The 26,126-nt window shown below is 46.6% G+C and carries 25 protein-coding genes; 13 read left to right on the plus strand and 12 right to left on the minus strand.

Going from position 1 to position 26,126, the window contains the following annotated elements; all coding sequences use genetic code 11:
• Nucleotides 1–381 precede the first annotated feature (381 nt).
• Complete coding sequence (locus V144x_RS08920; RefSeq protein WP_144984433.1) at nucleotides 382–1,500, plus strand: LptF/LptG family permease; 1,119 nt, start codon at nucleotides 382–384, stop codon at nucleotides 1,498–1,500.
• 19 nt (nucleotides 1,501–1,519) lie between these two features.
• Here V144x_RS08920 and recG read toward each other — a convergent pair whose 3' ends face one another.
• The 3 genes from recG to infA form a co-directional block, all read right to left on the minus strand.
• A complete protein-coding gene (gene recG / locus V144x_RS08925; RefSeq protein ID WP_144984436.1) occupies nucleotides 1,520–3,595 on the minus strand; it encodes an ATP-dependent DNA helicase RecG in 2,076 nt (691 codons plus the stop codon).
• Between the two features lie 20 nt (nucleotides 3,596–3,615).
• Nucleotides 3,616–4,110 carry a ribonuclease HI gene (gene rnhA, locus V144x_RS08930; RefSeq protein ID WP_144984439.1) on the minus strand — a complete coding sequence of 165 codons (495 nt, stop codon included), beginning with the start codon at nucleotides 4,108–4,110 and terminating at the stop codon, nucleotides 3,616–3,618.
• A gap of 140 nt (nucleotides 4,111–4,250) precedes the next feature.
• Nucleotides 4,251–4,469, minus strand: a complete 219-nt coding sequence (gene infA, locus V144x_RS08935) for a translation initiation factor IF-1 (protein ID WP_002643979.1) — start codon at nucleotides 4,467–4,469, stop codon at nucleotides 4,251–4,253.
• A gap of 385 nt (nucleotides 4,470–4,854) precedes the next feature.
• Between infA and V144x_RS08940 the strand changes: the two genes are divergently transcribed.
• From V144x_RS08940 to V144x_RS08950, 3 genes are all read left to right on the plus strand, one after another.
• Nucleotides 4,855–5,025 carry a Flp family type IVb pilin gene (locus tag V144x_RS08940; protein ID WP_144984442.1) on the plus strand — a complete coding sequence of 57 codons (171 nt, stop codon included), beginning with the start codon at nucleotides 4,855–4,857 and terminating at the stop codon, nucleotides 5,023–5,025.
• 202 nt (nucleotides 5,026–5,227) lie between these two features.
• Nucleotides 5,228–5,965, plus strand: coding sequence for a 2-amino-4-hydroxy-6-hydroxymethyldihydropteridine diphosphokinase (folK, locus tag V144x_RS08945; RefSeq protein ID WP_144984445.1), 738 nt, complete (start codon nucleotides 5,228–5,230; stop codon nucleotides 5,963–5,965).
• 137 nt (nucleotides 5,966–6,102) lie between these two features.
• The gene (locus V144x_RS08950) at nucleotides 6,103–7,446 is read left to right on the plus strand and encodes a DUF1501 domain-containing protein (RefSeq protein WP_144984448.1); all 1,344 of its coding nucleotides are present in this window, start codon (nucleotides 6,103–6,105) and stop codon (nucleotides 7,444–7,446) included.
• A gap of 14 nt (nucleotides 7,447–7,460) precedes the next feature.
• Here the strand turns inward: V144x_RS08950 and V144x_RS08955 are convergent, their stop codons facing one another.
• The gene (locus tag V144x_RS08955) at nucleotides 7,461–7,892 is read right to left on the minus strand and encodes a hypothetical protein (RefSeq protein ID WP_144984451.1); all 432 of its coding nucleotides are present in this window, start codon (nucleotides 7,890–7,892) and stop codon (nucleotides 7,461–7,463) included.
• Between V144x_RS08955 and V144x_RS08960 the strand changes: the two genes are divergently transcribed.
• Nucleotides 7,891–8,385 carry a hypothetical protein gene (locus V144x_RS08960; RefSeq protein WP_144984454.1) on the plus strand — a complete coding sequence of 165 codons (495 nt, stop codon included), beginning with the start codon at nucleotides 7,891–7,893 and terminating at the stop codon, nucleotides 8,383–8,385. The genes V144x_RS08955 and V144x_RS08960 overlap by 2 nt on opposite strands.
• A 537-nt stretch (nucleotides 8,386–8,922) precedes the next feature.
• On the opposite strand, the gene V144x_RS08965 is transcribed toward V144x_RS08960, so the two are convergent.
• Complete coding sequence (locus V144x_RS08965; protein ID WP_144984457.1) at nucleotides 8,923–9,441, minus strand: DUF4269 domain-containing protein; 519 nt, start codon at nucleotides 9,439–9,441, stop codon at nucleotides 8,923–8,925.
• Between the two features lie 847 nt (nucleotides 9,442–10,288).
• Between V144x_RS08965 and V144x_RS08970 the strand changes: the two genes are divergently transcribed.
• From V144x_RS08970 to V144x_RS08985, 4 genes are all read left to right on the plus strand, one after another.
• Nucleotides 10,289–11,356 carry a prepilin peptidase gene (locus V144x_RS08970; RefSeq protein WP_144984460.1) on the plus strand — a complete coding sequence of 356 codons (1,068 nt, stop codon included), beginning with the start codon at nucleotides 10,289–10,291 and terminating at the stop codon, nucleotides 11,354–11,356.
• Nucleotides 11,357–11,544: 188 nt separating this feature from the next.
• On the plus strand, nucleotides 11,545–11,751 hold the full coding sequence (locus V144x_RS08975; protein ID WP_144984463.1) for a CobW C-terminal domain-containing protein: 207 nt from the start codon (nucleotides 11,545–11,547) through the stop codon (nucleotides 11,749–11,751).
• 332 nt (nucleotides 11,752–12,083) lie between these two features.
• Nucleotides 12,084–13,304 carry a DUF1559 domain-containing protein gene (locus V144x_RS08980; RefSeq protein WP_144984466.1) on the plus strand — a complete coding sequence of 407 codons (1,221 nt, stop codon included), beginning with the start codon at nucleotides 12,084–12,086 and terminating at the stop codon, nucleotides 13,302–13,304.
• 22 nt (nucleotides 13,305–13,326) lie between these two features.
• Nucleotides 13,327–13,848, plus strand: a complete 522-nt coding sequence (locus V144x_RS08985) for a hypothetical protein (protein WP_144984469.1) — start codon at nucleotides 13,327–13,329, stop codon at nucleotides 13,846–13,848.
• A 101-nt stretch (nucleotides 13,849–13,949) separates the two neighbouring features.
• Here the strand turns inward: V144x_RS08985 and V144x_RS08990 are convergent, their stop codons facing one another.
• Entirely contained in the window at nucleotides 13,950–15,323 is a 1,374-nt protein-coding gene (locus V144x_RS08990; protein WP_144984472.1) for a dipeptidase, read from the minus strand.
• A 123-nt stretch (nucleotides 15,324–15,446) separates the two neighbouring features.
• Here V144x_RS08990 and lhgO point away from each other — a divergent pair, with 123 nt between their 5' ends.
• Together lhgO and V144x_RS09000 are read left to right on the plus strand one after the other, a co-directional pair.
• Nucleotides 15,447–16,643 (plus strand): L-2-hydroxyglutarate oxidase, encoded by a 1,197-nt coding sequence (lhgO, locus tag V144x_RS08995; protein WP_144984475.1) that lies wholly within the window; start codon nucleotides 15,447–15,449, stop codon nucleotides 16,641–16,643.
• Nucleotides 16,644–16,666: 23 nt separating this feature from the next.
• Nucleotides 16,667–17,842: a glycosyltransferase gene (locus V144x_RS09000; RefSeq protein ID WP_144984478.1), complete on the plus strand. Its 1,176-nt coding sequence runs from the start codon at nucleotides 16,667–16,669 to the stop codon at nucleotides 17,840–17,842.
• 58 nt (nucleotides 17,843–17,900) lie between these two features.
• On the opposite strand, the gene V144x_RS09005 is transcribed toward V144x_RS09000, so the two are convergent.
• From V144x_RS09005 to V144x_RS09025, 5 genes are all read right to left on the minus strand, one after another.
• On the minus strand, nucleotides 17,901–18,089 hold the full coding sequence (locus V144x_RS09005; protein WP_144984480.1) for a DUF6435 family protein: 189 nt from the start codon (nucleotides 18,087–18,089) through the stop codon (nucleotides 17,901–17,903).
• Nucleotides 18,090–18,212: 123 nt separating this feature from the next.
• The gene (locus V144x_RS09010; RefSeq protein WP_144984483.1) at nucleotides 18,213–19,385 is read right to left on the minus strand and encodes a glycoside hydrolase family protein; all 1,173 of its coding nucleotides are present in this window, start codon (nucleotides 19,383–19,385) and stop codon (nucleotides 18,213–18,215) included.
• 259 nt (nucleotides 19,386–19,644) lie between these two features.
• Complete coding sequence (locus tag V144x_RS09015) at nucleotides 19,645–20,265, minus strand: hypothetical protein (protein ID WP_144984486.1); 621 nt, start codon at nucleotides 20,263–20,265, stop codon at nucleotides 19,645–19,647.
• A gap of 166 nt (nucleotides 20,266–20,431) precedes the next feature.
• Nucleotides 20,432–21,043 carry a hypothetical protein gene (locus V144x_RS09020; protein WP_144984489.1) on the minus strand — a complete coding sequence of 204 codons (612 nt, stop codon included), beginning with the start codon at nucleotides 21,041–21,043 and terminating at the stop codon, nucleotides 20,432–20,434.
• 455 nt (nucleotides 21,044–21,498) lie between these two features.
• Complete coding sequence (locus V144x_RS09025) at nucleotides 21,499–22,296, minus strand: 3-keto-disaccharide hydrolase (protein WP_144984492.1); 798 nt, start codon at nucleotides 22,294–22,296, stop codon at nucleotides 21,499–21,501.
• A gap of 164 nt (nucleotides 22,297–22,460) precedes the next feature.
• Here V144x_RS09025 and V144x_RS09030 point away from each other — a divergent pair, with 164 nt between their 5' ends.
• Nucleotides 22,461–22,988, plus strand: a complete 528-nt coding sequence (locus V144x_RS09030; protein ID WP_144984495.1) for a Clp protease N-terminal domain-containing protein — start codon at nucleotides 22,461–22,463, stop codon at nucleotides 22,986–22,988.
• A gap of 40 nt (nucleotides 22,989–23,028) precedes the next feature.
• On the opposite strand, the gene V144x_RS09035 is transcribed toward V144x_RS09030, so the two are convergent.
• A complete protein-coding gene (locus V144x_RS09035) occupies nucleotides 23,029–23,352 on the minus strand; it encodes a hypothetical protein (RefSeq protein ID WP_144984498.1) in 324 nt (107 codons plus the stop codon).
• A 209-nt stretch (nucleotides 23,353–23,561) separates the two neighbouring features.
• On the opposite strand from V144x_RS09035, the gene V144x_RS09040 reads away from it, so the two are divergent.
• Nucleotides 23,562–25,997: a CehA/McbA family metallohydrolase domain-containing protein gene (locus tag V144x_RS09040; RefSeq protein WP_144984501.1), complete on the plus strand. Its 2,436-nt coding sequence runs from the start codon at nucleotides 23,562–23,564 to the stop codon at nucleotides 25,995–25,997.
• Nucleotides 25,998–26,126: the final 129 nt, after the last annotated feature.

Consider the following 26,126-nt stretch of genomic DNA (forward strand, 5'->3'; position numbering starts at 1 on the left):
CTTTTAAAAATGCTCAAGTGATGAGAAACCTCTTCAATCAAATTGCATTTTGAGGAAACCCATCTATTCGTATTATTCTCTACGCGAATTAAATGTCGATAGTTGGAAACTTTCTGAACGATCATCTATTACACAAGTTCAATATCAAAAATGACTTATGGAATATTATTTTGTCATGAGGCAGAAAAATCATCTCTTTGGTCACCTGCGAGATCTAAATAATCGGCGATTAAGAGATAGGGTTCGTATGTTTATGTTTGGGTGATGGCTTAGCTCTCCTGATATTGACCCATTTTAAGGATTGCGATGTAATACGCGGCCTGCTTTTCTGAGCCACTCTTCTGGTTCAATTCCTCTGACGATAATCAGCGATTGGGAAACGTGTTCACAACCTTCGACCGTTATTTGTTAAAACGATATTTCCATGTCTTCATTATTGGCTTCATGGCAACATATGGTTTGTATGTGGTTTTTGATGGTTTTACCAATATCGATGGTTTTCAAATGGCTGTGAAGGATGATTCTTCAGCCAGTTTGCTCTGGACGATGTTTGAATACTATTTGTATCAATCCTGTATTTTCTTTGACATGGTCAGTCCGATCTTAACAGTCCTTGCCGGGGTCGTTGTCTTTTCTTTAATGGTTCGTCACGGCGAACTCAACCCCATTCTTTCTGCAGGAATTCCCACGTACCGGCTGGCTATTCCTTTGGCATTTGCCACGATTACAGTCAACTGCTTCATTGTCGCCAACCAGGAGCTTTTAATCCCCAATATTGCCGACAAAGTTCAGGCGGATCGCGGTGATCAGGGCAACAGTTCTCAGTTTGTGGAACCCGTTTATGATTTCAGTACCAGAATTATGATTAATGGGTTAGAGCTGTTTCTGACCGAAAAGAAAATGCTGAATGCAGAATTCGTGCTTTCTAAACCGACCGTACATGACTTTGTGACTGTGAAATCGGGAACCGCCTATTACCACACGGAAACACAAAACTCTCCGGGAGGCTGGTTACTTAAAAATGCCTCTCCGCGTTATGCTGAACTGGAAATCGCAGAATTTGCGAAAGAAATGATTCTTCCCGGTGAAGACCCGAACGATGTTTTTATTGTAACAGACGTAGGTTGTGATCAACTTTGTAACCGCAATTCAAGTGCTTTAATCTCGACTCCCGAATTGATTGCGCGAATCAATAACCCGTCTTTCAGCGACCTTTCCATCCGAAAACAGACGATGGACTTGCATTCCCGGTTAACTCGCCCTTTCATGAATCTCATTGCGGTTCTAGTGTCGATTCCGTTTGTGCTACGCAAAGAGAGTCGTAGTCAGATTTTGAACATTGCGGTTTGTGCTTGTGTTATGGGTGGCTTGTTCGCAATTACCCAGTTCTTCTTTTACATGGGAAGTACGAAGCTGATCACACCCGATCAAGCCGCCTGGTTTCCGGTCATTACCAGTGGGACGCTGGCTGCCTGGTTTTCCAATCGTGTCTGGACCTAGTTGGCATCAGTTTCCATCCCTAGCCACTCTGCCCCAGATCCATCAATTGACCAAATCGATCCAGCACGCGAATTTTTAAAGGAGCAAACCGGGGTTGGTCGAACTCTCCTTTTTCTACCAGACGCAAGGCTACTTCACGCGTTTCGTGCAATATTGCCTCATCTCTACGCAGGTCAGCCACGCGTAAGGGCAATTCTCCATGCTGTCTCGTTCCAAAAATATCGCCGGGACCACGCGTTTGAAAATCGGCTTCGGCGATCTTGAATCCATCGTTTGTCTCTTCCATCGCGGAAAGTCGTTTCAGTGCATCCTCACTTTCGGTATAAGAAAAGAGAAAACAGTTTCCCTGATGCGTCCCGCGTCCTACCCGTCCTCGTAATTGATGCAGTTGCGATAAACCAAAGCGGTCGGCTTGTAGAATCACCATCAGCGTGGCGTTAGGAACATCAACCCCCACCTCGACAACCGTTGTGGAAACCAGAACCTGGATGTCTCCCTGATGAAACTGGCTCATAAGTTCCGCCCGTTCTTCACGGTCGATCTGACCGTGCACTAATCCGATTGAAACCGAAGCGAGTTCGCTTTTCTGAAGTCTACGATAAACTTCTTCTGCACTAAAACGACGATTTTGTTCATCACCCGATTCAATACTCGGACATACAATATAAGCTTGTCTGCCCGTTGCAATTTGGGCTCGTAAAAAGTCCCAGGCTTTTTTGCGTTGTGGTGTGGTTGAGACCTTGCCTGTGACCACTGGTTGCCGACCGGGGGGAAGTTCTGTAACGACGGAGATATCCAGTTCACCAAACTGAGTCATGCAGAGGCTGCGTGGAATCGGTGTCGCCGTCATCACCAGCATGTGAGGTGTCTTTTGATCGCTCGTAAAGTGAGCGCGCTGCATCACACCAAATTTATGCTGCTCATCAATAATGACCAGCCCGAGATCTTGGTAGTTCACATCTTTTTGCACAACGGCCTGCGTGCCGATAATCAATTGTTGCTCACCGGATTCAATCTGTTCCAATGTCGCTTTACGTTCTGAAGCTGATAAGCTGCCCGTGAGCAGGCATCGTTTCACGCGGCTCTCTTTTAAAATTTCGTTGATCGTTTCCCAGTGCTGCACAGCCAGTAATTCCGTCGGTGCCATGAGTACCGCTTGATAGCCACCGGCGATCGTTGACAGCATCGCATAAATCGCGATTGCGGTTTTTCCTGCACCCACATCGGCTTGAAGCATGCGATGCATGGCCCGGCCCGATCCCAAATCATCGCTCACTTCTTGAATCGCCTGGTTTTGTCCATCTGTTAAGTCATAAGGAAAGAGCCGACGGATTCGAGCGTCGACCTTGGCGGTCACCTTCAGGAGTGGTGCATTATCCACACAGGTCCAGAGTCGGCGGCGCATCGCCAGTGCCAACTGAAATTCTAAAAGATCATCATAAATCAGCCGATGCACGCCAGCGTGATATTCTTCCATAGTTTGAGGTTTGTGCATTTGAATCACCGCTTGAGAGAGCGGAGTCAGTGATTGTTCCTTTAGAAACGCTTCCGGTAAATAATCGGGGATCAGATGAGCGTATTCCTCGACGACCGCGCGGATCAGTCGTCTGATCTGGTACATCTTGAGTCCCTCGGTCAGACTGTATTTGGGTAAAATTAAGCCTTGAGGATTATCCAGATCTTCTTCCAATACCTGATATTGAGGATGCGACATCTCCCATTTTCCGGAACGCTTTTTGGCTTTACCGGAAAACATCAATAACTGACCCTGGAAGAAACGTTTGATAACCCAGGGTTGATTAAACCAGGTTCCCTTCAAGAAACCGTCACCACAATCCAGGAGGATTGAAGTAATCGTGCGGCCTCGGGAAATCGTGCGGGCATCAAGGTCGACCACTTTTCCGCAGACCGATGCAACCTGATCATTTTCCAGTTCGTTCACGGGACGAACGTCCGTCAGGTCGAGTACACTTCGTGGCAAATGCCAGAGCAGGTCTTCAACCGTTTGAATTCCAATTCTGTGCAATAGCTCTGCGCGTTCTGGCCCTACTCCATTAAGAAATTGAACAGGAGTTTCCAGAGGGGATTCGCTCATCGTTTTCCGGAACCATATGGTTACAAATCAGACTGATTCTGCAGTTTCAACGCGTAGTCAACCGCCAGTTCATCGCAACGTTCGTTCTCCGGATGACCACTGTGGCCTTTAATCGTGGTGAACTTGACTTCATGCTGCTCCAGCAGTGCATCCAGTTTTCGCCAGAGTTCTTCATTTTTCACTGGTTTCCAACTCTTGCCTTCGCGGCGTCTCCAATTATTTTTTTTCCAGTTAGGCATCCATTCCTGAGATCCTTTTGCCACGTAAACGCTGTCCGTAATAATTTCGACTCTCGAAGTGCGCGTCAGTAATTCCAGGCCAGAAATCACCGCCTGCAATTCCATTTGGTTATTGGTGGTAACAGCTTCTCCCCCGGAAAACTCTTTCTCGGTTCCGGTAGAAGGATGTCGCAGAATAATTCCCCAACCTCCTGGTCCCGGGTTCCCTCGGCAGGCACCATCGGTATAGATTTGCACAAAGGGAAGCGGCTCCGTATTCGCTGACTGATCTGGCATAATATTACGGCGCAGGTTTCACAAGGAGATTATAACGAATGTCACACGACTACAGAATTAATTAAGCAAAGAATCACATCGAACGAGTGAATGAACCTGCACTTCGTATGGGAAAAGAACGGATGGCAGATGCGTGCCGACTATCGTTCTCGATAGACAATACGTCCACGGTTCAGATCGTAAGGCGAGACTTCAACAACCACTTTATCTCCGGGAACAATCCGGATAAAGTGTTTTCGCATCTTACCTGCCACGTGAGCCAGAACCTGGTGACCGTTTTCCAGTTCTACTCGAAATTGAGTATTTGCCAGTGCTTCTGTCACTGTACCTTCGACTTCAATGGCCTCTTCTTTGGCCATAACAATTGTATCCTATCCAATAGAGTTCATAAAATGGGGAGAAACGAAACGACTCCTACAGACCTAACTCCTGTCTGTTTCTGATCATTCAGAAAATGGGAGCCACGCTGTGCCGCTTATTGTGACAGGGAATCGACGATTATGCCAGTCTGAAGAGAGTCCCAACAGATAATCCCGGAAATTCCCCCTGGAAAAATCGGAATTCGATCCGGAATTCCATAATTTTATAACAACTTTTCCAAATTTTACCGAGACCGATTTCAAACATGAGGTAGATTTAATGTATAGCGAAAGCACTTTGACAGAGAAATTACGCCAGCGTCGTGCTCATGATATCGACTGGCGATGAAACACCATACTCCAGTTTGTTTGAGAGGGCGTAGATATGAAATTTCTGAAACGTTTTTTTCGTGAAGAAGATGGTCCGACCTCTGTAGAGTATGCTGTCATGTTGGCCGCGATATTGATGGCTTGTATCGCTGGTATCGCCGCTGTCGGAAATCAAACGAATTCCATGTTTGAAAATGCCAAGACAGAACTGGAAAATCACGGCTAAATCAAACGGACGACGTTCTGCCTGCCATCTTGTTTCGATCGAAAAATGTTTGTCTCACCTCTCAGTGTGAGTTCTGTGCTATCTCTTTTTAATTGCGCAGAGCTTGTTGAAACCCGTGTTTTCTGGAATTACACTGATCCGTTGACTGACGAAACATCTATCGTAGAACAAAACCACTCATTTCCAGGTTCAGAGAACTGGTATGCCTGACTGCTTTATCGCTCTAGGAGGAAATCAGGGAAACGTGCGGGAAACCTTTGCGCGTGCGCTGGATCGACTTAATCAACATCCTGAAATCTCACTGATCAAGACCAGTCAATGGATTGAGACAGCACCTGTAGGCGATCAAACCAAAGACACCTTTTTGAACGGGGCCGCACATCTGAAGACGATGCTTTCACCCGAGGCGATGCTGGCAGAATTACAGACCGTGGAAACAGAAATGGGCCGCACTCGGGAAGTTCGTTGGAGTGCGCGTACGCTCGATCTGGATCTCCTCCTCTACGATCAGGTTGTTTTAGAAACCGCAGGCTTGCTCATTCCTCATCCCGCTTTCTGGTATCGTCGTTTTGTGCTCGATCCACTTACAGAAATCGCTCCTGAAGTTGTACACCCCATTAAAAAAGTGACGATCAAAAAACTACAACAACGTTTGCTGAAACGGCCCTTCGAGTTCTCGCTTGCTGGCTTGCCTGCTTCAGAAATCGAACCCATTATTCAAGAATTAATACAACATTATCCTGATGTGGTTTTTTCTCATTGGGAAGCCTCAGAAACAGCTTCCGAATCGATGACCCCCACCTTGATTGCCTGGTTCGACTCTGAGAACTCAGAGACCAGCTTTGAATCGCTGCCTGAGATACCCCGCATCGACGTTTCCGAATATAGGAATAATACTGGACAAATTATACATATCTTACAATCTGCGCTGGATTTCTAATCAAAATCGTCTATACTAATCCATAAAGGTTCGCCGATATTTTTATATGGCTAACTGGTTTGATTGAGATGGATCCCAAATAGCTAGTCATCCCTACCTTTAACATCCCACCGTGTCGAATTTGGAGACCTGAAACCATGCTGAAGATCTTGGGTTCTCAGAAAAGTCAATTTTGTGATCGGATCACACGTAGAAACTTTCTGCAGATTGGTGGTCTTGCTTTAGGTGGAATGTCTCTTCCACAGTTGCTGCAAGCAGAATCAGCAGCACCGCAAAAGAAACAACACAAGGGGATCATTATGATCTTCTTGCCCGGTGGCCCTCCTCATCAGGATATGTGGGATATTAAAGTTGACGCGCCCAGTGAAATCCGTGGCGAATTCAACGCGATTCAAACCAACGTCTCCGGCATTGAAATCGGCGATCAGTTTCCGCGCATGGCACAAATGGCCGACAAGTTTGCTTTCATTCGTTCCATAGTTGGTTCGGACGGACGGCACGATGCATTCCAATGTCTCTCCGGCCAACGTTTCAATAACCAGCCACTCGGCGGTTGGCCTTGTCTGGGATCTGTACTTTCACATAAATATGGAGCCGTTGATCCTGCGGTACCTGCGTTCCTCGGGCTGTCTCCCAAAATGGGACATATGCCTTGGTCACGTGCCGGCGAGCCTGGGTTCCTCGGCTTGTCACACGCCCCCTTCCGTCCGAACGGCGAAGGCATGGCAGACATGACGCTTAACGGCATTACCCTGGATCGTCTCGACAATCGGAAACAAGTGCTCGGTTCACTCGATCGTTTCCGTAGCCAGGTCGATGCTTCGGGCATGATGAAAGGTCTCGATTCATTTACAGAGCAGGCGTTCGGCATCTTAACCTCCAGTAAGTTGGCGGATGCATTGGACATCTCAAAAGAAGATCAGAAGCTCCGCGATCGCTATGGCAGAGGAACATCGAAAAAAGCCGCCGACGGTGGCCCGAAACTGCTCGATGATTTTCTGACAGCCCGTCGCTTGATCGAAGCGGGTGCCCGCTGCGTGACGCTTGCCTTCAGTCGCTGGGACTGGCATGGCGGCGCGTTCAAACGGGGACGCGAAGATATGCCGATGCTGGATCAGGGCGTCACCGCGTTGATCGAAGATCTCGAAAACCGAGGCATGCTCGATGATGTGACCGTTGTCGTCTGGGGTGAATTCGGACGGACTCCGAAAATCAATCCAAACTCGGGTCGCGATCACTGGCCCCGTGTCTCGACCGCGCTTCTGGCCGGTGGAGGCATGAAGACGGGACAGGTCATTGGTTCGACCAACAGATTGGGCGAATATGCAGAAGACCGTCCGGTCCATTTCCAGGAAGTCTTTGCCACGCTGTATCACAACCTGGGAATCAACGTGGAAACGACCACCGTCACCGATCTGCAAGGACGGCCTCGTTATCTGGTTGACAATAATGCCTATAAGGTTATGCGTGAACTGGTTTAATAAGTTCATAAAGATCACCACCAGACTAAGGTCCACTTGACAGACTTGCAACGAGTTTTCCTCTTCCCTTTCGCGCGGCACCCCGGTGAACTTTTCGCACTTGACACCATCGCGCCGTTCTCGAAACTCCCTGATTCTGCGTCGCGCGCGCGAGGCACCTTTTTCTGAGCACTGCTCACCGCGCACCACCTCAGTTTATGCATCCAAAAAAGCGTCCTTTTTTCCACATCTTCACCTGAAGCACCAGAACCAGTTCCCCATGTCTCGTATCGAGTCACTCCTTTTGAGCACGCTTTCCGAAACCAAAAGCGAAACCAAACCGCGATTTCGTACCACATCTCAGACAAAACTGCGCAAATCTTTCTGTTGACCCGTGTGTGCCGTTGAGCATGATGAGACCCACTCAACAAAGCAAGCTCGCGTTTAAATAAAGGAATGGCGAACATGATCAATCTCACCTCTCAAGGGAAAACAAAACTCACCAGAGAACAACAAATTCAATTAGTGCAACTTGTAAAACATTTACTCAGCCTCGGAAAACATCCTTTAGAGATCAAACGAGCCGTCAATCTGGAATTTAATCTTTCCACACGTTCGATTGATCGTTACATCACTCGTGCTCGCCGCGAAATGGTAGAACGTCTGGAAGTTCCGATTGAACAGTTACGTGCTGAATCGTTTTTCTTCTATGTCAGTGTGATCAACGATGCCAAATCCACCCAACGCGAACGCCTCCGTGCCCGCGAACGCATCGATAAGCTGTTAGGCCTCGACAAACCGATCCAATCCCGCGGCAACGTCTGGCAACTCAATCTGACCCCGGACGACATCCAAAACATGTCCGACGAAGAACTGGAAACCGCCTACCAGAGCCTGCTGAAAGAAGCCAACGAGCAACAACCCACACCATACCGAATAGCGCCCATCACCCCTAGCTGAAAATGGAGAAGTGCATTGAGTATATGTAGGGGCGGGACCCATGTGTCCGCCCGTCAGGGTTATTGTGATGAGTCATGCGGAAGTTTTGCAAGGTTCCATTTTGGGAGTGAATCGATGGAACGCCGTGAGGCGGGGCAACACATGGGTCGCCCCCTACGAGTGTGATGTTTGTTGGGCGATATCAGTTTCTGGTTATCTTTTTAATGTCACACCAATGACGTCGGCAGCGTCGTAGTTTTTCGTGCTTTTAGTGAATTTCGCGGTAGTAAAAAGCCGAATCGTCATGACAGTGACATTCAATAGTGCGCAATTTTCAAAGCGATCAAACAGTCCCATGAGCGACAGTGCGCTAGCACTCGGTAATTCGAAAGACCAATTTCACTCACAACAGTGATATAAAGCCCGGACTGTTGATCTTCCAATCTAAATGTACCAGCAACCCAGACTTCAGTTCACCAAATTCTGGTCCCATGATTTATTAGGATCTGGAAATTGTACCAGCGTTTTATTGGTGGTTTTTTGTGTGGGGGGGAATCGTTACGACCTGTTGCCAATCAGATGTGCTAATTCGGTGTCATTCATATTCTCAAGGTTTAGAATCGACGCATAAGGGTCTCCCGGTAATCCAAGCGCACGCGCAAATGCTGGTTCGGTTTTCAGTCCTTCTTGTTTGAGTTGCATTACAATGCTTCTTAACTTTGGTTCGAGATTGAGGAGTCGTTGTTCGATGTTGAAATGCCGAACACCCCACTGTTGATTTACGGGAATTGTTTGGCAGAACAGCTCAATCTCCCAATCATATGCCTGGAATTGAACGATGACCGAGTGTTGGTTCTGCAAATAAGAATTGCGGCATTGAAAATTTTTAAATGTGCTGAATTCGGTTGATGTTACATCTTTGAAACGCGCAAGATTATTGGCTGAGCAGGCAATGTCTATGTCGCTGGTTTCAAGTTCGATCCCGAGTGGTGGAGTACCAATAATTTGAGGATCGAATTCGCGGAGTCTGGCCAGTATTGAAAGCTTTTGGATCACTTGTTCAAAATCAAGACGCATTAAACTGGATCACTGACTGCATGAGGGTTAAGAGTCCGTGGAAATCCCTGATTTGAGATTACTGCGATACGCTTCTGACTTGGCAGTGCTAACGCATTACCCGATTCTCCACTCCAAATTTAATGGAATGAATCATGTAGAGTTTTGCAATCGAACTCGATAAATACAACTCGACGTGCATCTATTTCGATCCAGAAAGCCTAGCGGTCATGAAGGTCTCAGTGATAAACGGCAGTATCATTACAGTTTGGTAAGTCTCTAAAACTAATCTGGTTGAGTTCTTTTTTTATTACATGAATTCACACAATAAATACACATGCAAAATAATTGCAATTAATGTCAATGTTTATTATGATCAGTTTTAGTATCGTACAAATGAAATCAAATACAGATAACAGTTGAAGAGCTTTCTTAAGGTGATTCAAACGTGGTACGGCAGCTGTTTAATAGACATTCTGCATTTCCTCAAGCTGGACTCCCCTTGGCAAAGTAGATCACGAGATGTTCATCGAATATACAAATATGATATTGATGATGAGCGCGATCCTGGGATGTCTATTCTGGGCACTGCAGATAACGGAACCCTATTTTGCAGTAGTGCTATTTATAAGCAACTTATGGATCGTCTTAAAAACAGCTGTTAACTCTCAGAATCGTTCTCAGAATATGGTATTTCATTTACTGGTTCTGATTCTGTTGTGTTTTACATTCTTTTATGCAGAAAAAACTTCAGAAACAAACTTGTTTTATCATGGACCATTTTCTGCTCCTGTTGTCGCAGTAATGCTTTTGATCCTGCTTCTATTAGATCTATTCAAATTAGCTCCAGAAAACTAACGATATCAAAATGCATAACAGACCATCATTTCCGATGTTTAAGCTGTTAATATGGTCGTTATCTGTGTTATTGATCGTTTTTTTTCTGTTTCTTCCTACGATTGAATTTTTCTCTGAGGACTCGACACTACAAAGCACGGCCTCGTCAAACGAGCTGGAAGATCAGTTTCTTTACGACCTGATTTTGTTGTATGTAACAAGTCTGTTTGCAACGGTCTCATTTTTTGCGCTCGGTGCAGCGGTTGGCAGCTATCTGAATGTCATTGTTTATCGCGTACCCAGGAACCTCCCTCTCACATTCAGTCGATCTTCATGTCCAGTATGTGGCTCACCCATAAAACTCTCTGACAATATTCCCATCATAAGCTGGCTTCGTCTCAAGGGGCGATGCCGTGACTGCCAGGCGCCCATTAATATCCGATATCCATTGGTTGAGTTTTCTGTAGCAGCTATTTTTTTGATACTCTACTTTCGAGAACTCATTTCAGGTGGTGCGAATATTCCCTTTCGAGATCCTAATCTTTACAACGGTGTGCTTTGGATTCTGTTTTATACCAAATGGGATCTGGTCCGGCTGTACCTCTTGCACTGTTTCATGCTGACTTCCATCTTGGGCTGGGGGTTAATTAATGCGGATGGCTTTCGCATCCCGATTTCTTCACTGCTGACATGTTTATGTATCGTATTCATCGCAATTCTGATCTGGCCGGACTTGATCCCCCTCAAATCGAATCTTCATGCTGCGCAAGCTCCTCACCGAAGCGTTGTGCTGATTTCATCATTCTGCGGTGCCGTTTCCGGAGCGCTGATTGCTCCTGTACTCGTTTGGATCATCAGAAAAACCGGGTTGTCAGATTTTACATACTCAAACTGTATCAACTATGCGTTCATTTTATGTGGAATGATCTATGGCTGGCAGGCAATGCTTACGATTTCCCTCATGACTTTCATTTTGATTTTGCTGCAACAAATAAGCACGCGCCATTTTGAAATTCAGATCATGCGTTCTCCCGGCTACGCTGTTTTTCTGTCCGTCTTTGCCTTCCACTATTTCTGGCGATCTCTCACCTGGTTCTAAGTGCTTTTATTCATGTTCGTTTCGATTGTTGTTTATTGAGGGCACTGTTTAAGTTGGATTTGCTATTGGCAATCACAATTTTAGTACGACTCATTTATAGATTCCTGATCAATACGACGGTCCTTTGAATTGCAGCAACACTAGCGAAGATCATTCTAGAAGACTGCAGTGTCATTGGTGAATAAAATGTGGACGCAGAGCATGCGAGGGAAATACTTTTAAAATACGAGGGCCACTATGGAGATTGTCGTCAGGAACTCGTATTTATTGGAACTAAAATGGATGAGACAGAGATTCGAAAAGTATTGAATCAATGTCTACTTCAGGATTTGGAATGGATACAGGGGCCCGACGTCTGGTCGACCTACACGGATCCATTTCAGATCAACGAATAGATGAATTCTGTCCTTTCGATCAAACAACTTGATTACTGGACTATCTCGAATAGTTCACAAATCTTACTATAATTTTATTGCAATTCATTTGCTATATACTGTACTATACTGATGCATTAATTATGTGATTTGATCGATAAAGTAGAAATGGTGTCGCTATTTTATATTGAGCGTCTATCAAATGTGTTCTCTATCAGGCTCTTCTTCGGATGAGGTGATGGTGAAAATTACTAGATGGTGACACTCTTCATCTGCATGGAGTCGAGATCCTTTCATAATCTCGACACGTGCGAGAAAAACTTTGATTTTTTATCTAACGCGGGCATAAAGAAATGCAGACAAATCGACCTGAAACTAAAACAGGCTGCCGTGGATTAACCGTAGTCGAGTTGCTTGTTGCCATAACCATCATGTCAATCTTAATTGCATTACTGTTACCGGCTGTGCAACAGGCGAGAGAAGCTGCGCGTAGAGCAAGTTGTGCAAATCATTTGAAGCAGCTGGGGCTGGGCATGCATTTGTATTCGAAATCTCACGGGTGTTTTCCACCTGGATACACAGCAGAGTTAAGTCAGGATCAATATACCAAAAGCTGGGCATGGGGTGCGTTCCTGTTACCTTATCTGGAAAAACAATCTCTTTACGATACCATCAATCTTGAGAAGCAATCCCTGACTGAATCGGTTGTAGACCCAAATATGATACGCTTCTACCAGACGGAGTTATCGATTTTCTTGTGTCCCTCCGATTCCGGTTCTTTTCTTTCTCATTCCTATCGGCAATTGTTGGTTCCACAATATCTCACGCAGACAAAGCCAGAATCAATGAAAGGTCCAAACGTTGATGTTTCTTCCCAATTCATGTGGGTATTTCTTACCCCTTCTGTAGTCCGTGGATTTTCTGGAATGTCAGTAATTGCTCATGCCCGTCCACCCATACCTTTTCCTATACCAAAACCAAGACGAAAGCCAAAACCATCCCCTTTTCCAGTTCCTGACCCAACAGATGATACAGAACCGGAACCGACTCCCGATCCTCCCCCTGTGACGACTATGCCGATCAAAATTGGTAAATCAAGTTATGTCGGTTCGCTGGGAAGCGCCTGGAAACCAAATCAAAGTGACTGGTCTGACGAAGACTTTAAAGGAAACGGTGTGTTGGGTCGTAACACTCGAGTGACCTGGAAACATATCACCGATGGAACCAGTAATACGTTTGTTCTAGGTGAGCGAAGCTGGAAAAATTATGCCGCTGTCTGGCCAGGAGTCAACTCAGTCAATGATTGTGGCTTTATTGATAATCAGATGGTGTTAGGCACGGCATTTTATCCCCTCAATCAACGAAGCGTGTCGGTCAATATTGACTGTGATGGAACGGGGTCTGCCAATTTCAGCAGTCATCACCCGGGGGGAGCAAATTTTCTGTTCGCTGACGGCTCGGTTCATTTCCTGTCTGACAAAGTAGATTTTCGAAACTCAGATTCTTCTCACCAGTCAGGGCTGTTTCAACGGCTGGCCCACCGTAGTGACGGAGAAATTACTGGTGAATTCTAAATATACTATCTTGAAAACGATCATGAAAAAAATTCATTCAATGCAAACAGTTCCAACAAATTGGGTCTATTTGCTGGTGTTGACATGTATCACTACCGCCTGTAGCCAGGAATTGGAAGAGACGAGTTCGCTTAAACCTCACACAGATCATAAACATCACACACATCACGAACACCATAGACACATCATCCAGCTACCTAAAAACAGTGGTGTTGAGTTAGAATTTTTATCCAGCGGTAAGAGAAATCAAATTGAAATTCATGTCATTGATGCGAAAACCCACAAGCCTTATTCGATAGACTCTGAAAACATTCAGGCAACCTTTCATACCGGTGACCAGGATATTCCTGTCATTTTTGTTGCATCTCCATTGGAAGGAGATCCAGATTCCCAATCCTCAAGATTTGTGCTTCCTTTTGAAGAACTGCCTCAGCAACTCAAATTACTCAATGATTTTCAGGTCACTTTAACTCTTGAACTTGACGGTAAGTCGGTTACAGGAACGTTGGATCATAAAAACGACCATCAACATCACCACGAGTAAACATGAGTAAAGAGAAAAAAGCCTGAGCACAAGTGATGGTTACGATCTCGGCAGCGTCACTGTAGTTCGTGCTTTTCGTGAATTTCGTGGTAGTAAAAACCTCAAACAGTTACACCCGCCAGTTCATGCCAGAGCAGGGCACTGGCTAACGTTCCCTGGCGGAAAGCTTCGAGGGCAAAGCGTTCGTTCGGGCTATGCAGGTTGTCCGTGTTCTGGCCCCAGCCGAGTAACAGAGTTTCCACGCCGACAACGGTTTGGAACGTTTCGACAACGGGAATCGAACCCCCTTCGCGGATCATTACTGGAGCCGCGCCGAACGATTGCTCAATCGCCGTTTTGGCGGCGCTCATATACGGGCTGTTGAAGTCGAAGACCAGCGCGTTACATCCATGGAAATCAACAAACTCCATCGTCAAGCCGGTCGGTAACTGCGCTCGCAAGTATTGCTCCAGCGCTTTGGTGAGTGCCACCGGATCCTGACCGGGAACCAGACGGCAACTGATTTTGACCCGCGATTCCGCAGGCACAATGGTTTTCGGGCCTTCTCCCGTGTAACCGGAGATCATGCCGTTCACATCACAGGTTGGCCGGGCCCAGCGACGCTCTAACGTGGAAAAGTCTGCTTCTCCGCTGACGGCATTCACACCGAGGTCGCTCATGAACTTTGCTTCATCAAAGGGCAGAGCCGCAAACTGCGCACGTTCTTCCGGTTGTAATTCGATCACGCCGTCATAAAAGCCAGGAATCTGTACTCGCCCCTCATTATCATGCAGGGCGGCGATCATTTTAGCTAAGCCGTTTCCGGGGTTCATCACCGCCCCACCAAACACACCGCTATGCAAGTCCTGACTTGGACCCTGCACAATCACTTCGCAAGCCAGAATGCCACGCAAGCCATACGTAATCGCGGGAATGCCCGGTGCATACTGACTGGTATCACTGACGACAGCGATATCGCAGGTGACCAGATCCTTGTTCTCTTCCAGAAAGCGATCCAGATTGTCGCTGCCCACTTCTTCTTCGCCTTCAATGACAAAGACGACATTCACCGGCAGTTCGCCGTGGGTTTTCATCCACGCTTCGACCGATTTAATGTGTGTATACATCTGCCCTTTATCATCCGTGGCACCACGGGCGTAAATGTGACCATCTCGGATGTCGGGTTCAAAGGGGGGCGTAATCCATTGATCCAATGGATCGGGTGGCTGCACATCGTAATGCCCGTAAACTAGAACGGTCGGCTTTCCCTCGGCTTTTTTCCAGGCACCGTACACAATTGGATGCCCGGCTGTTTCGATGATTTGGCTTTCAATACCCGCTTTTTCAAGTTGTTTCAGCACAAACTCGGCGCCGCGCCTTGTTTCGGAATTGAGAGTCGAATCGGCACTCACGCTGGGGATTTTTAAAAAATCTGTGAGTTCCTTCACAAAACGATCTTGATGTTGTTCTAAATAACTGCGAACTTGCTCAACCATTGTTTTCCTGCCGCCTTGATCCTGCTAAGTTATGATGTCAATGAAGGTGAGAGAGACCCAGATTGAAGTTGTTGTATTGTGGAGTATAAGAGTCTGCTTTCCATTTGAGTATAGAAGTCATCCATGAAAACAGTAGATGTAGCAATAATTGGCGGCGGCATTATCGGATTAGCCACCGGTTGGAGGATCTCACAACGCTTTCCTGACAAATCCATCCTGGTTCTCGAAAAAGAAACCCAGGTTGCCCAGCATCAGACGGGACACAATTCCGGCGTGCTGCATTCGGGCATCTATTATAAACCCGGGTCATTAAGGGCCACCAACTGTCGTGAAGGCAAAGAAGAGATGGAAGCCTTCTGCGATGCCGAAGAAATCGCCTGGGAAAAATGTGGTAAGGTGATTGTCGCCGTCGATGAAAGTGAACTCTCCTCCCTTAACAACATCTTTGACCGCGGTCAGCAAAACGGCGTGACCTGTGAAATGATCGGTGAGGAACGGCTCAAAGAACTGGAACCCCATGTCGCAGGCATCAGAGGAATCCATGTACCGGAAACCGGCATCGTCGACTATAAACAGGTCGCTGTCCGACTGGCAGAACGGATTCAGGAAAAAGACAATCAGGTAGAGACCACTGCCGAGGTGACAGGCATTCGGCATCACGCCGACTATATCACGATTCAGACCGAACTGGCAGAGTATTCTGCGAAGCACGTCATCAACTGTGGTGGCCTGTTCAGCGATCGCGTGGCCCGCATGGGTGGCGCGCGGCCTGATTCCAAAATTGTTCCTTTTCGCGGTGAGTATTATGTGCTTAAACCACAGGCGCAACACTTGTGTCGTGCTTTGATTTATCCCGTTCCGAATCCTGAATTTCCTTTCCTCGGCGTGCATTTTACAAAGATGATTCACGGCGGCGTCGAATGTGGCCCCAACGCGGTCTGGGCATTTGCCCGTGAAGGTTATTCAAATAGGCATATCAATTTCCGTGACATGTTTGAATCAGCCACCTATCCGGGTTTTCTGAAGATGGCGTTCAAATACTGGAGGACGGGCGTCAAAGAAATGTGGCGTTCGCTCAGCAAATCTGCGTTCGTTAAAGAACTACAACATCTGATCCCCGAAATCAAAGCCGAGGATCTGGAAACCGCTCCCGCAGGTGTTCGCGCACAAGCTTTGGGGCCAGATGGGAATATCATTGACGACTTTCTCATCGATGAATCCGACCGCATGATTAACGTGTTGAACGCTCCCTCACCAGCCGCTACGTCTTCATTAAGAATCGGTTCGCTGGTCACTGATCGGCTCGCAGCTCATTTTTAGCACAAAGAACAAGGCAACGCCTGATGCAAGCATCGTTCATCACATTCTGGGGCTGGGCTACCGTCGTATTCTGGTCCGTGTTACTTGTGCCATCGATTGTGATGATGGTGCGCAAGCGTTTATCTCGCTGCGTCGCTCAGACCGAAGCTCCCGAAACCTGGCCGCTGATTTCCGTGATTGTGCCCGCCAAAGACGAAGCGGAAACCATCGAAGTCACACTCAACTCGCTCTTGGCCACCGATTATCCCCGCCTCGAAATTATCGCCGTCAATGATCGTTCGACAGACGAAACCGGCGCGATTATGGAGCGTGTCGCAGCGAAAGTAGCAGCGCAGGAACAAATTTCCATGCAGGTCCTCCAGATTGAAGAGCTGCCGTCCGATTGGCTGGGAAAATCACACGCCATGCATCAGGGAGCGAAAATCGCGAAGGGGGACTTATTGCTGTTTACCGATGGCGATATCGTCTTCGATCCGCAGGCGATCACGAACGCCACGCAAATCTTTCTGCACAAGCAACTCGATCATCTCTGTTTGATTCCCCAATTAGCACGTGGAGGAATCATTGAATCCGCGTTTGTAACGTATTTTGGTTTTCTGTTAGCAGCAGGCACATATCTCTGGCTGGTCCCCTCACGATGGCAGCACGTTTATATTGGCGTGGGGGCGTTTAATCTCATCCGCACTTCGGTTTACAATCGCATTGGAGGCTTTGAAACCATTCGGCTCGATGTGATCGATGACATCAAGCTTGGAAAGCTGGTCAAACAGCATCAGTTCAAACAGGATTTCTATCTGGGCATCAAAGAGCTCAAAGTCCGCTGGCAACCCTCGGCCTGGGGAGTCATCACAGGGGTCGAAAAGAACGCGTTCGCTTCCCTCAATTATTCATTGAAACGTCTGACAGCAGTCACATCACTCTACGTCTTGTTGTTTTTCATCCCGTTTGTTATGCCCTTCCTGTTTCCGATCGCTCAGACCGCCGGCTTTGTTGTAGCTCTGTTCCTCTTACATCTCAGCTACGCCACATTGGGGAGTCTGTTTCGTTCAGGAATCCGTATCACCCCGTTCCTGCTCTACGCCTCGCTGGCACTTACATTCGCTTTCTGGCGCTCCGCCTGGATCACCCTCAAAAACGGCGGCGTCAAATGGCGCGATACGGTCTACCCGCTCGATGTCCTAAAAAAACACTTATACTAAAAGCTCAAATATTTCGTGTCGTTCGTGTTTTTCGTGGTAGTAAAGAAGCGGTAGCGAATTAATCAGAATTCTTTTCAACCGTTTCTGCAAGACGATCAATTTCCTGCAAGATCGTTTCGGCTTCTGCCATCAAAGACGCATAGCCCTGAATGTTCCCATTCCGCTGTGCATCACGCGCCTGCTCCAGCTTCGCCGCGTATTGTGATTCTAATTTCTTTTTGGGATCGCCGCGAAACCAGCCAAACATCGTTCAGGTCCTCTAAAAAACGTACAGATTATGGTGTCCTGAAGTACTATAGTCGTTCGGCTCCGGTTGGCAATTTTATTTATTGGATTCATGAGGTGAATCGAGTGTTTCTCTGCGCAAAGCTTATCGTCCAATTTTAGTGAAATCTTTCACCAGAGCACGGCCAATCACTCCGCTATTCTTCGATTTGTCTTTGCACGGATCCTTCACCTCACCGGTGCGATAATAGCCATGATAAAACATCCACACTTTGCCGTTCTCTTCTCGTAACGTCGGCGCGAACAAGCCTGTGACATGACATTTTGAACTTACCAGACCGGAGTCGTGCCATTTCACACCGTTGTTCTCAAAAATGAGTGGATGCCATTCTGAAAAGTCGCCTGACTTACTTCCATCCGGTGTGCTGGATTCCGTGATCCAGAGTCCTTGTTTGGAAAGGTCCTGCTGGTTGTAGAGGAACCCGGCAAAGTAGTAGCGTCCGTTCTTGACAAGTACATCGATCGAGAAGGGCCCCGTTTTCACAAATTGATTGGCAAACGGTACTTTATGCGTTAGTCTTTTTTTGTTTCCCCAGGTGATTCCGTCCTGACTCGTAAGATGCACAAGGGAAGCACCACCATCCTTTGGTTTGCTGACGGCCTGATACCACATGTGCCAGACGCCGTCCGCTCCACCTCTTCCTGAGCCTGCTTCGTAGTAAACCGATTGATCGCCGATGAAGCTGGAATTATTCATCCTCTCCCAAGGCTCCGTACCGGTGGCAACGGGCTTACCATGTTTCACCCAGCGTTTCTGTTTGTCGTCCCATTGTGCAAAACTGATCTGATAATGTTTCTGTCCATTTTTCTGCGTCGGCCAGCCAACATAGTACAACCGGCCCACAAACTTTTTGGCTGTGGCATCGTATCCAAAAACATATTTCGTGGTTTCAATCGTGCGATCATCCCACGAACCTTTGGGGCCTGGTGAAATCACCGGATGTGGTTGCACAGTCCATTTAGAGGGGGCGGCACTCAGCGGTTCACCGGGGGGCAGGTTCGCAGCCAGCACATGAATGGGCAGGCCCTTTTCAAAGTCGAGCTGAATCGAATTAAAAAACATCCACCAGCGATTACCAAATTTGACAAGCTCCGGATCAGAAGCCACAACCCATCCTTTGGGGAGATCCTTATTTGAAATCATGAGCGTTTCATCGACGGCCAACTCCTTCTCGAAGACCTCTGCCGAAGCCCGAGAATGATTCCACGTTAGTGTTGCCAGGAGTGCCAGAACGGCGAGATTGCGATGTCGATTCATGACAAACCCTTTCTATCGTGCATGGTCTATGGAAGATCTGGCGATAACGATTGTTCGAAATAGGCTCACTTCCCGGGTGTCATTCGATACGGGATGCTATTTCTTGGCAGAATTTTGCAGATTTGAGCTAAATTATTCGCTTGGGCCGAATTCGCTTGTACAGATTGTTGATTTAGAAACCAGGCCAAAAAGAATTCTTGAGACTCTGAGTGATAGAAATAATTGGAGTTGGTCCATCTACATCCCTATTGATGTCACTCTAATAAACATGAATATTCGCTCCCGGTAAAGATTTTTTCATAGAACTGATCGCGTCTGAAGGAAAGAATTGATTTCGGTCCAATACGAGATATTTTAAATTTGTCATATGAGCAAAGATGGAAATAGATCGATCTGTGATATTTCCCATTTTTATGGAAACGTTTTTTAATGATTTCATTTTTGATAAATGTTGGATTGTTTTATCTCCAACATTCGTATTGACCAGTGTGATTTCTTCAAGATGAGGCAACTGTTCCAGCACTGCTGCATCATGTTCATTGAAAAAAACAATTTCCAGGTATATTTTTTTTATCTGCTTTTGGGAAGCGATCCACTCAAATACATTTTTATTGATTCTTGATGTTTGATTGAGTGGGGGGCCTATTGGACTTCCATTACCTAAGATTCGTAAGGCTTCTCTGTTTTCATGTAGACCGATAATAAGACCTGAAGAGGGGAAGTTAAAAACAACCTCTTTCTCTTTTACTGTTTCTTCATGAATGATTTCTGATGGCTCATTCTTTTTCTGAGTATCTGCTCCTTGGGAATAGATCTCTGCTTTCATGGAATTCGCGATGATAAAAAAGAGAATTCCTATGGCAATCATTTTCGGTTTCATTTTCTCATCTCCGGAAGCTTGATAAAAATAGTATGAAATAAAAGATGAGCAACAGCCCACAATTTTTTTAATAGGTATTGATAATAAGTTTACGCAATTGGCTTTTTATTTAGATTGAGTTGTTGATTCATTGGCCAAGATATTCTGCGTTTTGAATGATTTCAATCTATGTTACCTCCACTTTAGCTTCAGGTAATAACTTTCTTAAAAGACGACCTACGGCCATGGGTAAAAATCGATTTCGCTCTAATGTGAGAAACTCAAGACCTGGCATTTGGGCGAAGATAAAAATAGATTGGTCTGTAATATTCCCATTTTGTATAGAAATGCGTTTTAACGATTTGATTTTTGATAAATGCTGGATTGTCCTCTCTCCGACATTCGTGTTGATGAATGTGATTTCTTCAAGATCCGGCAGTTGTTTAAGTAGAGCTGTATCATCTTCGTTCATGTAAACGATTTCGAAATGTAATTTTTGTGGTTCTTGCGTCACAATCCATTCGAAGACTTCTTTGCTAGTTCTAGAAGTTTGAATAACAGATTGGCCTCTCACTGTATCCTTGCCTGTGACTCTTAAGATTTCTCCCGTTTTATCTAAGCCGACGCGTAGTCCCAAACCTAAGAAATTTGGTTTCCCTTTTTTCTTAGAAGCTAAAGCGGCTTGCCTCTGTTTTTTCTCAATCGCTGCTGGTTGTGACTTAGATTTCACTATCACCACAATTGCGAAAACTGTGACTAATGAAAAGAAAACCCCCAAGATCATCATTTTCGGTTTCATTTTCACATCTCCTAAAAAAGTGGAATAAAAAGAGAATGAAGACCATGATTATAACACAAGAACTGACAAAATAATTTGAAAATTCAAAATGAAAGAGTGGTGCGGTGGCCGTTCATGAGAAAGCTTCTATCAGCTAGTTCGACAATAGCAGACGAGGCTTGCTTAATGACAGTCTGTCTGTCTCATTCCTGTTCTACACCTGACTGGCACTCACTTTCACCTTCTGGTGCCCCGCCTGCATGATGGCGTTCGCTGGCGCGATACCATCTATTCACTGGACGTATTAAAAAGGCACTTGTACTAAGAACGAATTTGAAAACGTAAAAAAAGGTCGTTTTCGTGCCTTTGGCGTTTTTCGTGGTAGTCAAACTAACCGGAAGCATCTTCAACCGTCTCTGCAAGACGATCAATCTCTTGTAAGATTACTTCTACCTCCGCTGTAGGAATTGCTAACGCTATTGTTTGGGTTTCCGTTTTTTTCTGCCTCCCCCTTGAGGGACGACTTTGACGGCGGTTTTAGGAATCGGTGCTTCGTCGGCTGTGATGAGGGGCAGGTCATCGGGTAGTCGTTTGAGATAAAAATCTTTGTATTGAATTGTCATCGGCGGTCCCACGTGGACCTGTACTCCCAATAGGCCGGCGAGGTCGCGTCCTTTTTCGTCCAGGTCGATCACGTCGATTGTTTGATAATCGTCGATCCAGTGTTGCAGGTGGTTGCCTTTGGCCAGAACTCGAAAATCGTGCCACTCTCCCGCAGGGAAGGTTTTGACCGGCAGCTTGCCGACCACCCAGGGCTGTCCCGCCGTGTCGATGATGACTTTCTTCCCGGTACGGGCGAGAATCCGCCGTTCTTTTTCTTCATACAGCATGCCGTTGTATTCGGGACGGTTCGAAACCACATCGCATTGATAACCGGTGAGCACGGTGTCGCCGAGATTGTGAAACTTCTTACTGCGATATTGAATGCCACTGTTACCGCCGGGAGAGACTTTGACCTTCACTCGTAATTCAAAATTGCGAACAGGCTGACCTTCATAAATGATAAAACGATTGTACTTCAAACTGCCATCCGCTTTGCCCGTGAGCGCCCCCTCTTCAACTGACCAATATTTGTCTGAACCATTCCAGTTGGTGAGGTCTTTGTCGTTAAAGATTTTTTCAAAACCAGTGGGGATTTCACCAGCTTGCAGAGGTACAATGAGTAACAGACCAAACATTTGGCTAAAGAAAATGGTTTTGGGAATGTGAAACATGGTGTCTCTCCACAGTAAGTAGATTGAAATGATTAATCAGAACCAGATTTTATCATCCCAGTTGATATTGTAGTGTCAACCAGAACGAAATAAGAATTGGTCTCAACTTTGAAAAAAACGTTCGCTGGAAATCTACGGCTATGAGCTGAATCTGTAGAGGGGTAATGATGAAAACAGACATACTTCCCACCGATCGGACATACAAGGTGCTGGCAATTGCACGGGATGTCGCAACCTTCGAAGGCTGTGAAATAATTCTGCCAATACACTTACTCCACGGGTTGTTGCTGGAACGCGATGGAATCGCCGGAACTGTTTTGGCCTCTGTTGAGATCCAGGCTGAAAATGAGTTGCGTGAAGCAATTAATTATCCTTCCAGTAAAGAATACGAAACGTGGCGAAAGTGTGGGATTCGTGAGGTTCCATTATTATCCGGCCCCGCGAAACTTGTCTATGAAAGTGCGGCTCAAGAAGGAAGAGATCTCTTTCAAAAAATGCTGCCTACTTCTTGGCCCTATAAGGATAATGCATGGCCCTATATTGGAACAGAACATCTACTCTTGGGTCTACTCAATGTTCCGGAATCTTCAGCCTATCAATATTTAGAAACAAAAATGAACGAAAAGGGTTTAAAGCCGATACATATGCGAGACGTAACCTTAAATTTGATTTTCGGACCTAGTAGAGAGTAGGCAAAATTTGCTAGAAAGAAGGGCGTGATGCTCGTTAATACTAATATATTACACTTTTCAAAATAGAGCAGACTAACAGCCCCACCAGGGTAAACACGACATAACTCAAAGCGACCGTTCTTTCGTCAAGTTGATATTTGATTACGACTTGATCCCACGTAACTAATCCCACGATAAAACCGATAAATAGACCGATTCCACCAAAGAGTGTTGTCGAGATCAAAATTGAATATTCTTCTATATGGGAAGACCTTGTCATTGGATCTGATAGAGCAAGGGATGACAACCACAGGAACCAGATACCTGTCATGGCAGTGATTGACAATGTATGTAAGAGCCGCATCCAAATCATTTGATTGATCATAAAACGATCTCCTGCGTTCAATAATATCGTATTGCAGGAATCATGTTAAACGATTCTTCAGCAGGAAAGTACAAAAGAATCGCGAAGGACCTTTACATGCTACACACAGGGTTAGACTCAATGTTATAATAGCTCTCGTTGCGTTTCTGGAATATAGTCAAAATTAGCCCCATTGAGCCTCCCCTTATTCCCACAGAGAGACCACAACCGTGATCAAGAAATTCTCCTCACTCATTCCCTTTGTCATTCTGTCTGGTCTCTTACTGTGTGACATGCAGAGCTTGCCGAGTGCAGAGCCGGTTCCTGTTGACCTTTCGCAGATCGCCGCCGATGTCATTATCAACGAAGACAGCAAAACCTACGACTCTCATCCTTCCGCGGTGATGGTGCCGGATGGCTCCACGTGGGTGGCTTGGAATGCGTTCAAGAATAGTCGCGATCAAATTCTGCTTCGTAAAATCGAAGCGAACGGAACACTAGGACCGATTCAAACTGTCAGTAAACAGGGAGCCGTGCATGGCCATCCGACTGTGGTCTCAATGGATGGCGATACCCTCTGGGTTGTCTGGTCAGCAAAGCGACCCATGGGCTGGACAATTTTGGCACGTGAGTATCAGGCGGGAATCGGGCAGAAAGTGATTATCGTTTCGGAAACTGAAGTCGATACCATTCAACCGACGGCAACCCGCATTGCCGACGATCAACTGATGATCGCCTGGAGCGGAAGGCAGAACGGACGTTTTCAGATTCAAGGTCGTGTGCTTAAAGGGAAGGACTGGCAGAAACCGTTCACGATTTCGACTGACACGGTGGATGCATTCCGTCCCGCGATTGCTGTTGACGAATCAGCCAATGTGTGGGTGGTCTGGGATCAGTATCGTTACAAGCGGTACAATGTCGTTGGGCGAAAAGTCGCCCCAGAAATCGGTCCGATGGAAACAATATCCCCAGCCGAGAGGCACGGTTTACAGCCAACGATTCTTTCCACTAAACAAGGTCTGTTCGTCGCCTGGTTACAGAAACAGGATGTGATCGGCGGCCCGGGGGTGATCAGTCAGTGGCATACACTGCATGTCGCGAAGCGTGGTCCACAGGGGTGGAAACAGATTCAAGATGCAGAGGGGAACCGTGTCGCAGCGGAACTCACACAAGGCTTGATGGCGCAGATCGAACCCAAACCGGTTGCCACCAGCGGTTATCTCGGCAGACGTACGGCTCCGATGTTACTCGCTGACGGAGACGATGTCTGGTTGTTGTGGGAACGAAAATCAGACCATCGCGGATCGACGGCCAAGCCACGGGGAGACCTGGTGGGGCGTCGCATTCAACAGAACATACTACAGCCTGCGGCTGTGTTGTATCAGGGAAAGGTTGATTATCATCTGGCACACCCCGAACAAGCGATCGATAACAAATTTGCTCTGCTGGCTTCGAATGTGTTTGGCGGGGGACGTCGTGTGTATCATCGTCTCGTCGGTGATTTGAAAAAGCAAACGAAGTTTGAACAGGAACAATGGGCAGGCTGGCAGCCAATTGAGCTTCCCATTAAGCGGGAAGTCACCACGCGAAGGACGATTCAAGCCGATGGAAAAACTTTAAAACTGTTCTGGGCAGACATGCATTGTCACAACAATCTCTCGTCTGATGCCGAGGGGGAACCCGATGAGTTGAACGTTTACGCCCGCGATCGGGCCGCGCTGGATGTGGTTGTTTTTACTAATAACGATTTCTACATTGTCCCGTTAACACAATACGAATACGAACTGGGTAACTTCTTCGCGAATGCGTTTACGCAAGAGCAGAAATTTCTTTCGCTGCCGGGCTATGAATGGACGTCTCGCATACCCGGAGTCAAAACGGCAAAAGCTGCTGATCCTGGTAACTGGACGCATCCTTATAAAAATCGTTCCTACCCTAATCACCGTAGTGTTGTTTATCCTTCGGATGGCGGACCTGTCGTGCGGTTCATTGAAGTCGAAAATGACATCAGCCAATTGAATATAGCCGTTCAAAAAACGGGTGGCATCACCTTAACACAACACCCGGCCTTCAAACCATCGGGACATCCCGTTGAAGTGGGTATGGAATTAACCTCGGGTTGGAGTAATTACATCGCCCGTGTTCCCAAGCTGTTTCACGGCGTCCTCAATCGAGGCGGAAACCTAGCGTTTGTGGCCTGTGGCGATTCCCATCGACGCGCTCCCGGATTGAGTGGTGCCTTGACGGGCATCTACGCCGAAGAGCTAACGGCGGAATCGATTCTCGACGCCTTAAAAAAACGCCGCTGCTTTGCCACAAACGGTGCTCAGTTCTTTGTCGATACGCGCGCCAATGGTGCCTTGATGGGTGAGGAAATCACAGCGCAAGATGGTACGGTTAATCTATCTCTGCAAGCAATCGGTACACGTCCCGTTGTTTCGGCCACGTTGATTCACAATGGTAAGGAGATCAAAACATTCAAAGGCACGGGAACAAAAGAATTCAGCACTGAACTTCGTTTAACTGGTTTACCTCCTGGCAGACACTGGTTCTACTGGCGAATCGTTCAATCGAAAGATGCCCCTGTTCTCCCCGGAAACCTGATGGCCGCCCACGGACATCTTGCCTGGTCAACCCCACATTTTGTGAATGTGGGACTTAAATAATGCATACAAGGGGCTTAGTTATAGCCTCTTTCCTATCCAACATCTCTAAAATTGTTCTTACTCGATCCTGCCTGAGCCAGTACAATAGAGTCTGAAAGAAAGTGCGTGCCTTTACTAAAGTCTTTTAAT

Source organism: Gimesia aquarii, from assembly GCF_007748195.1.
Taxonomy (GTDB): Bacteria; Planctomycetota; Planctomycetia; order Planctomycetales; family Planctomycetaceae; genus Gimesia; species Gimesia aquarii.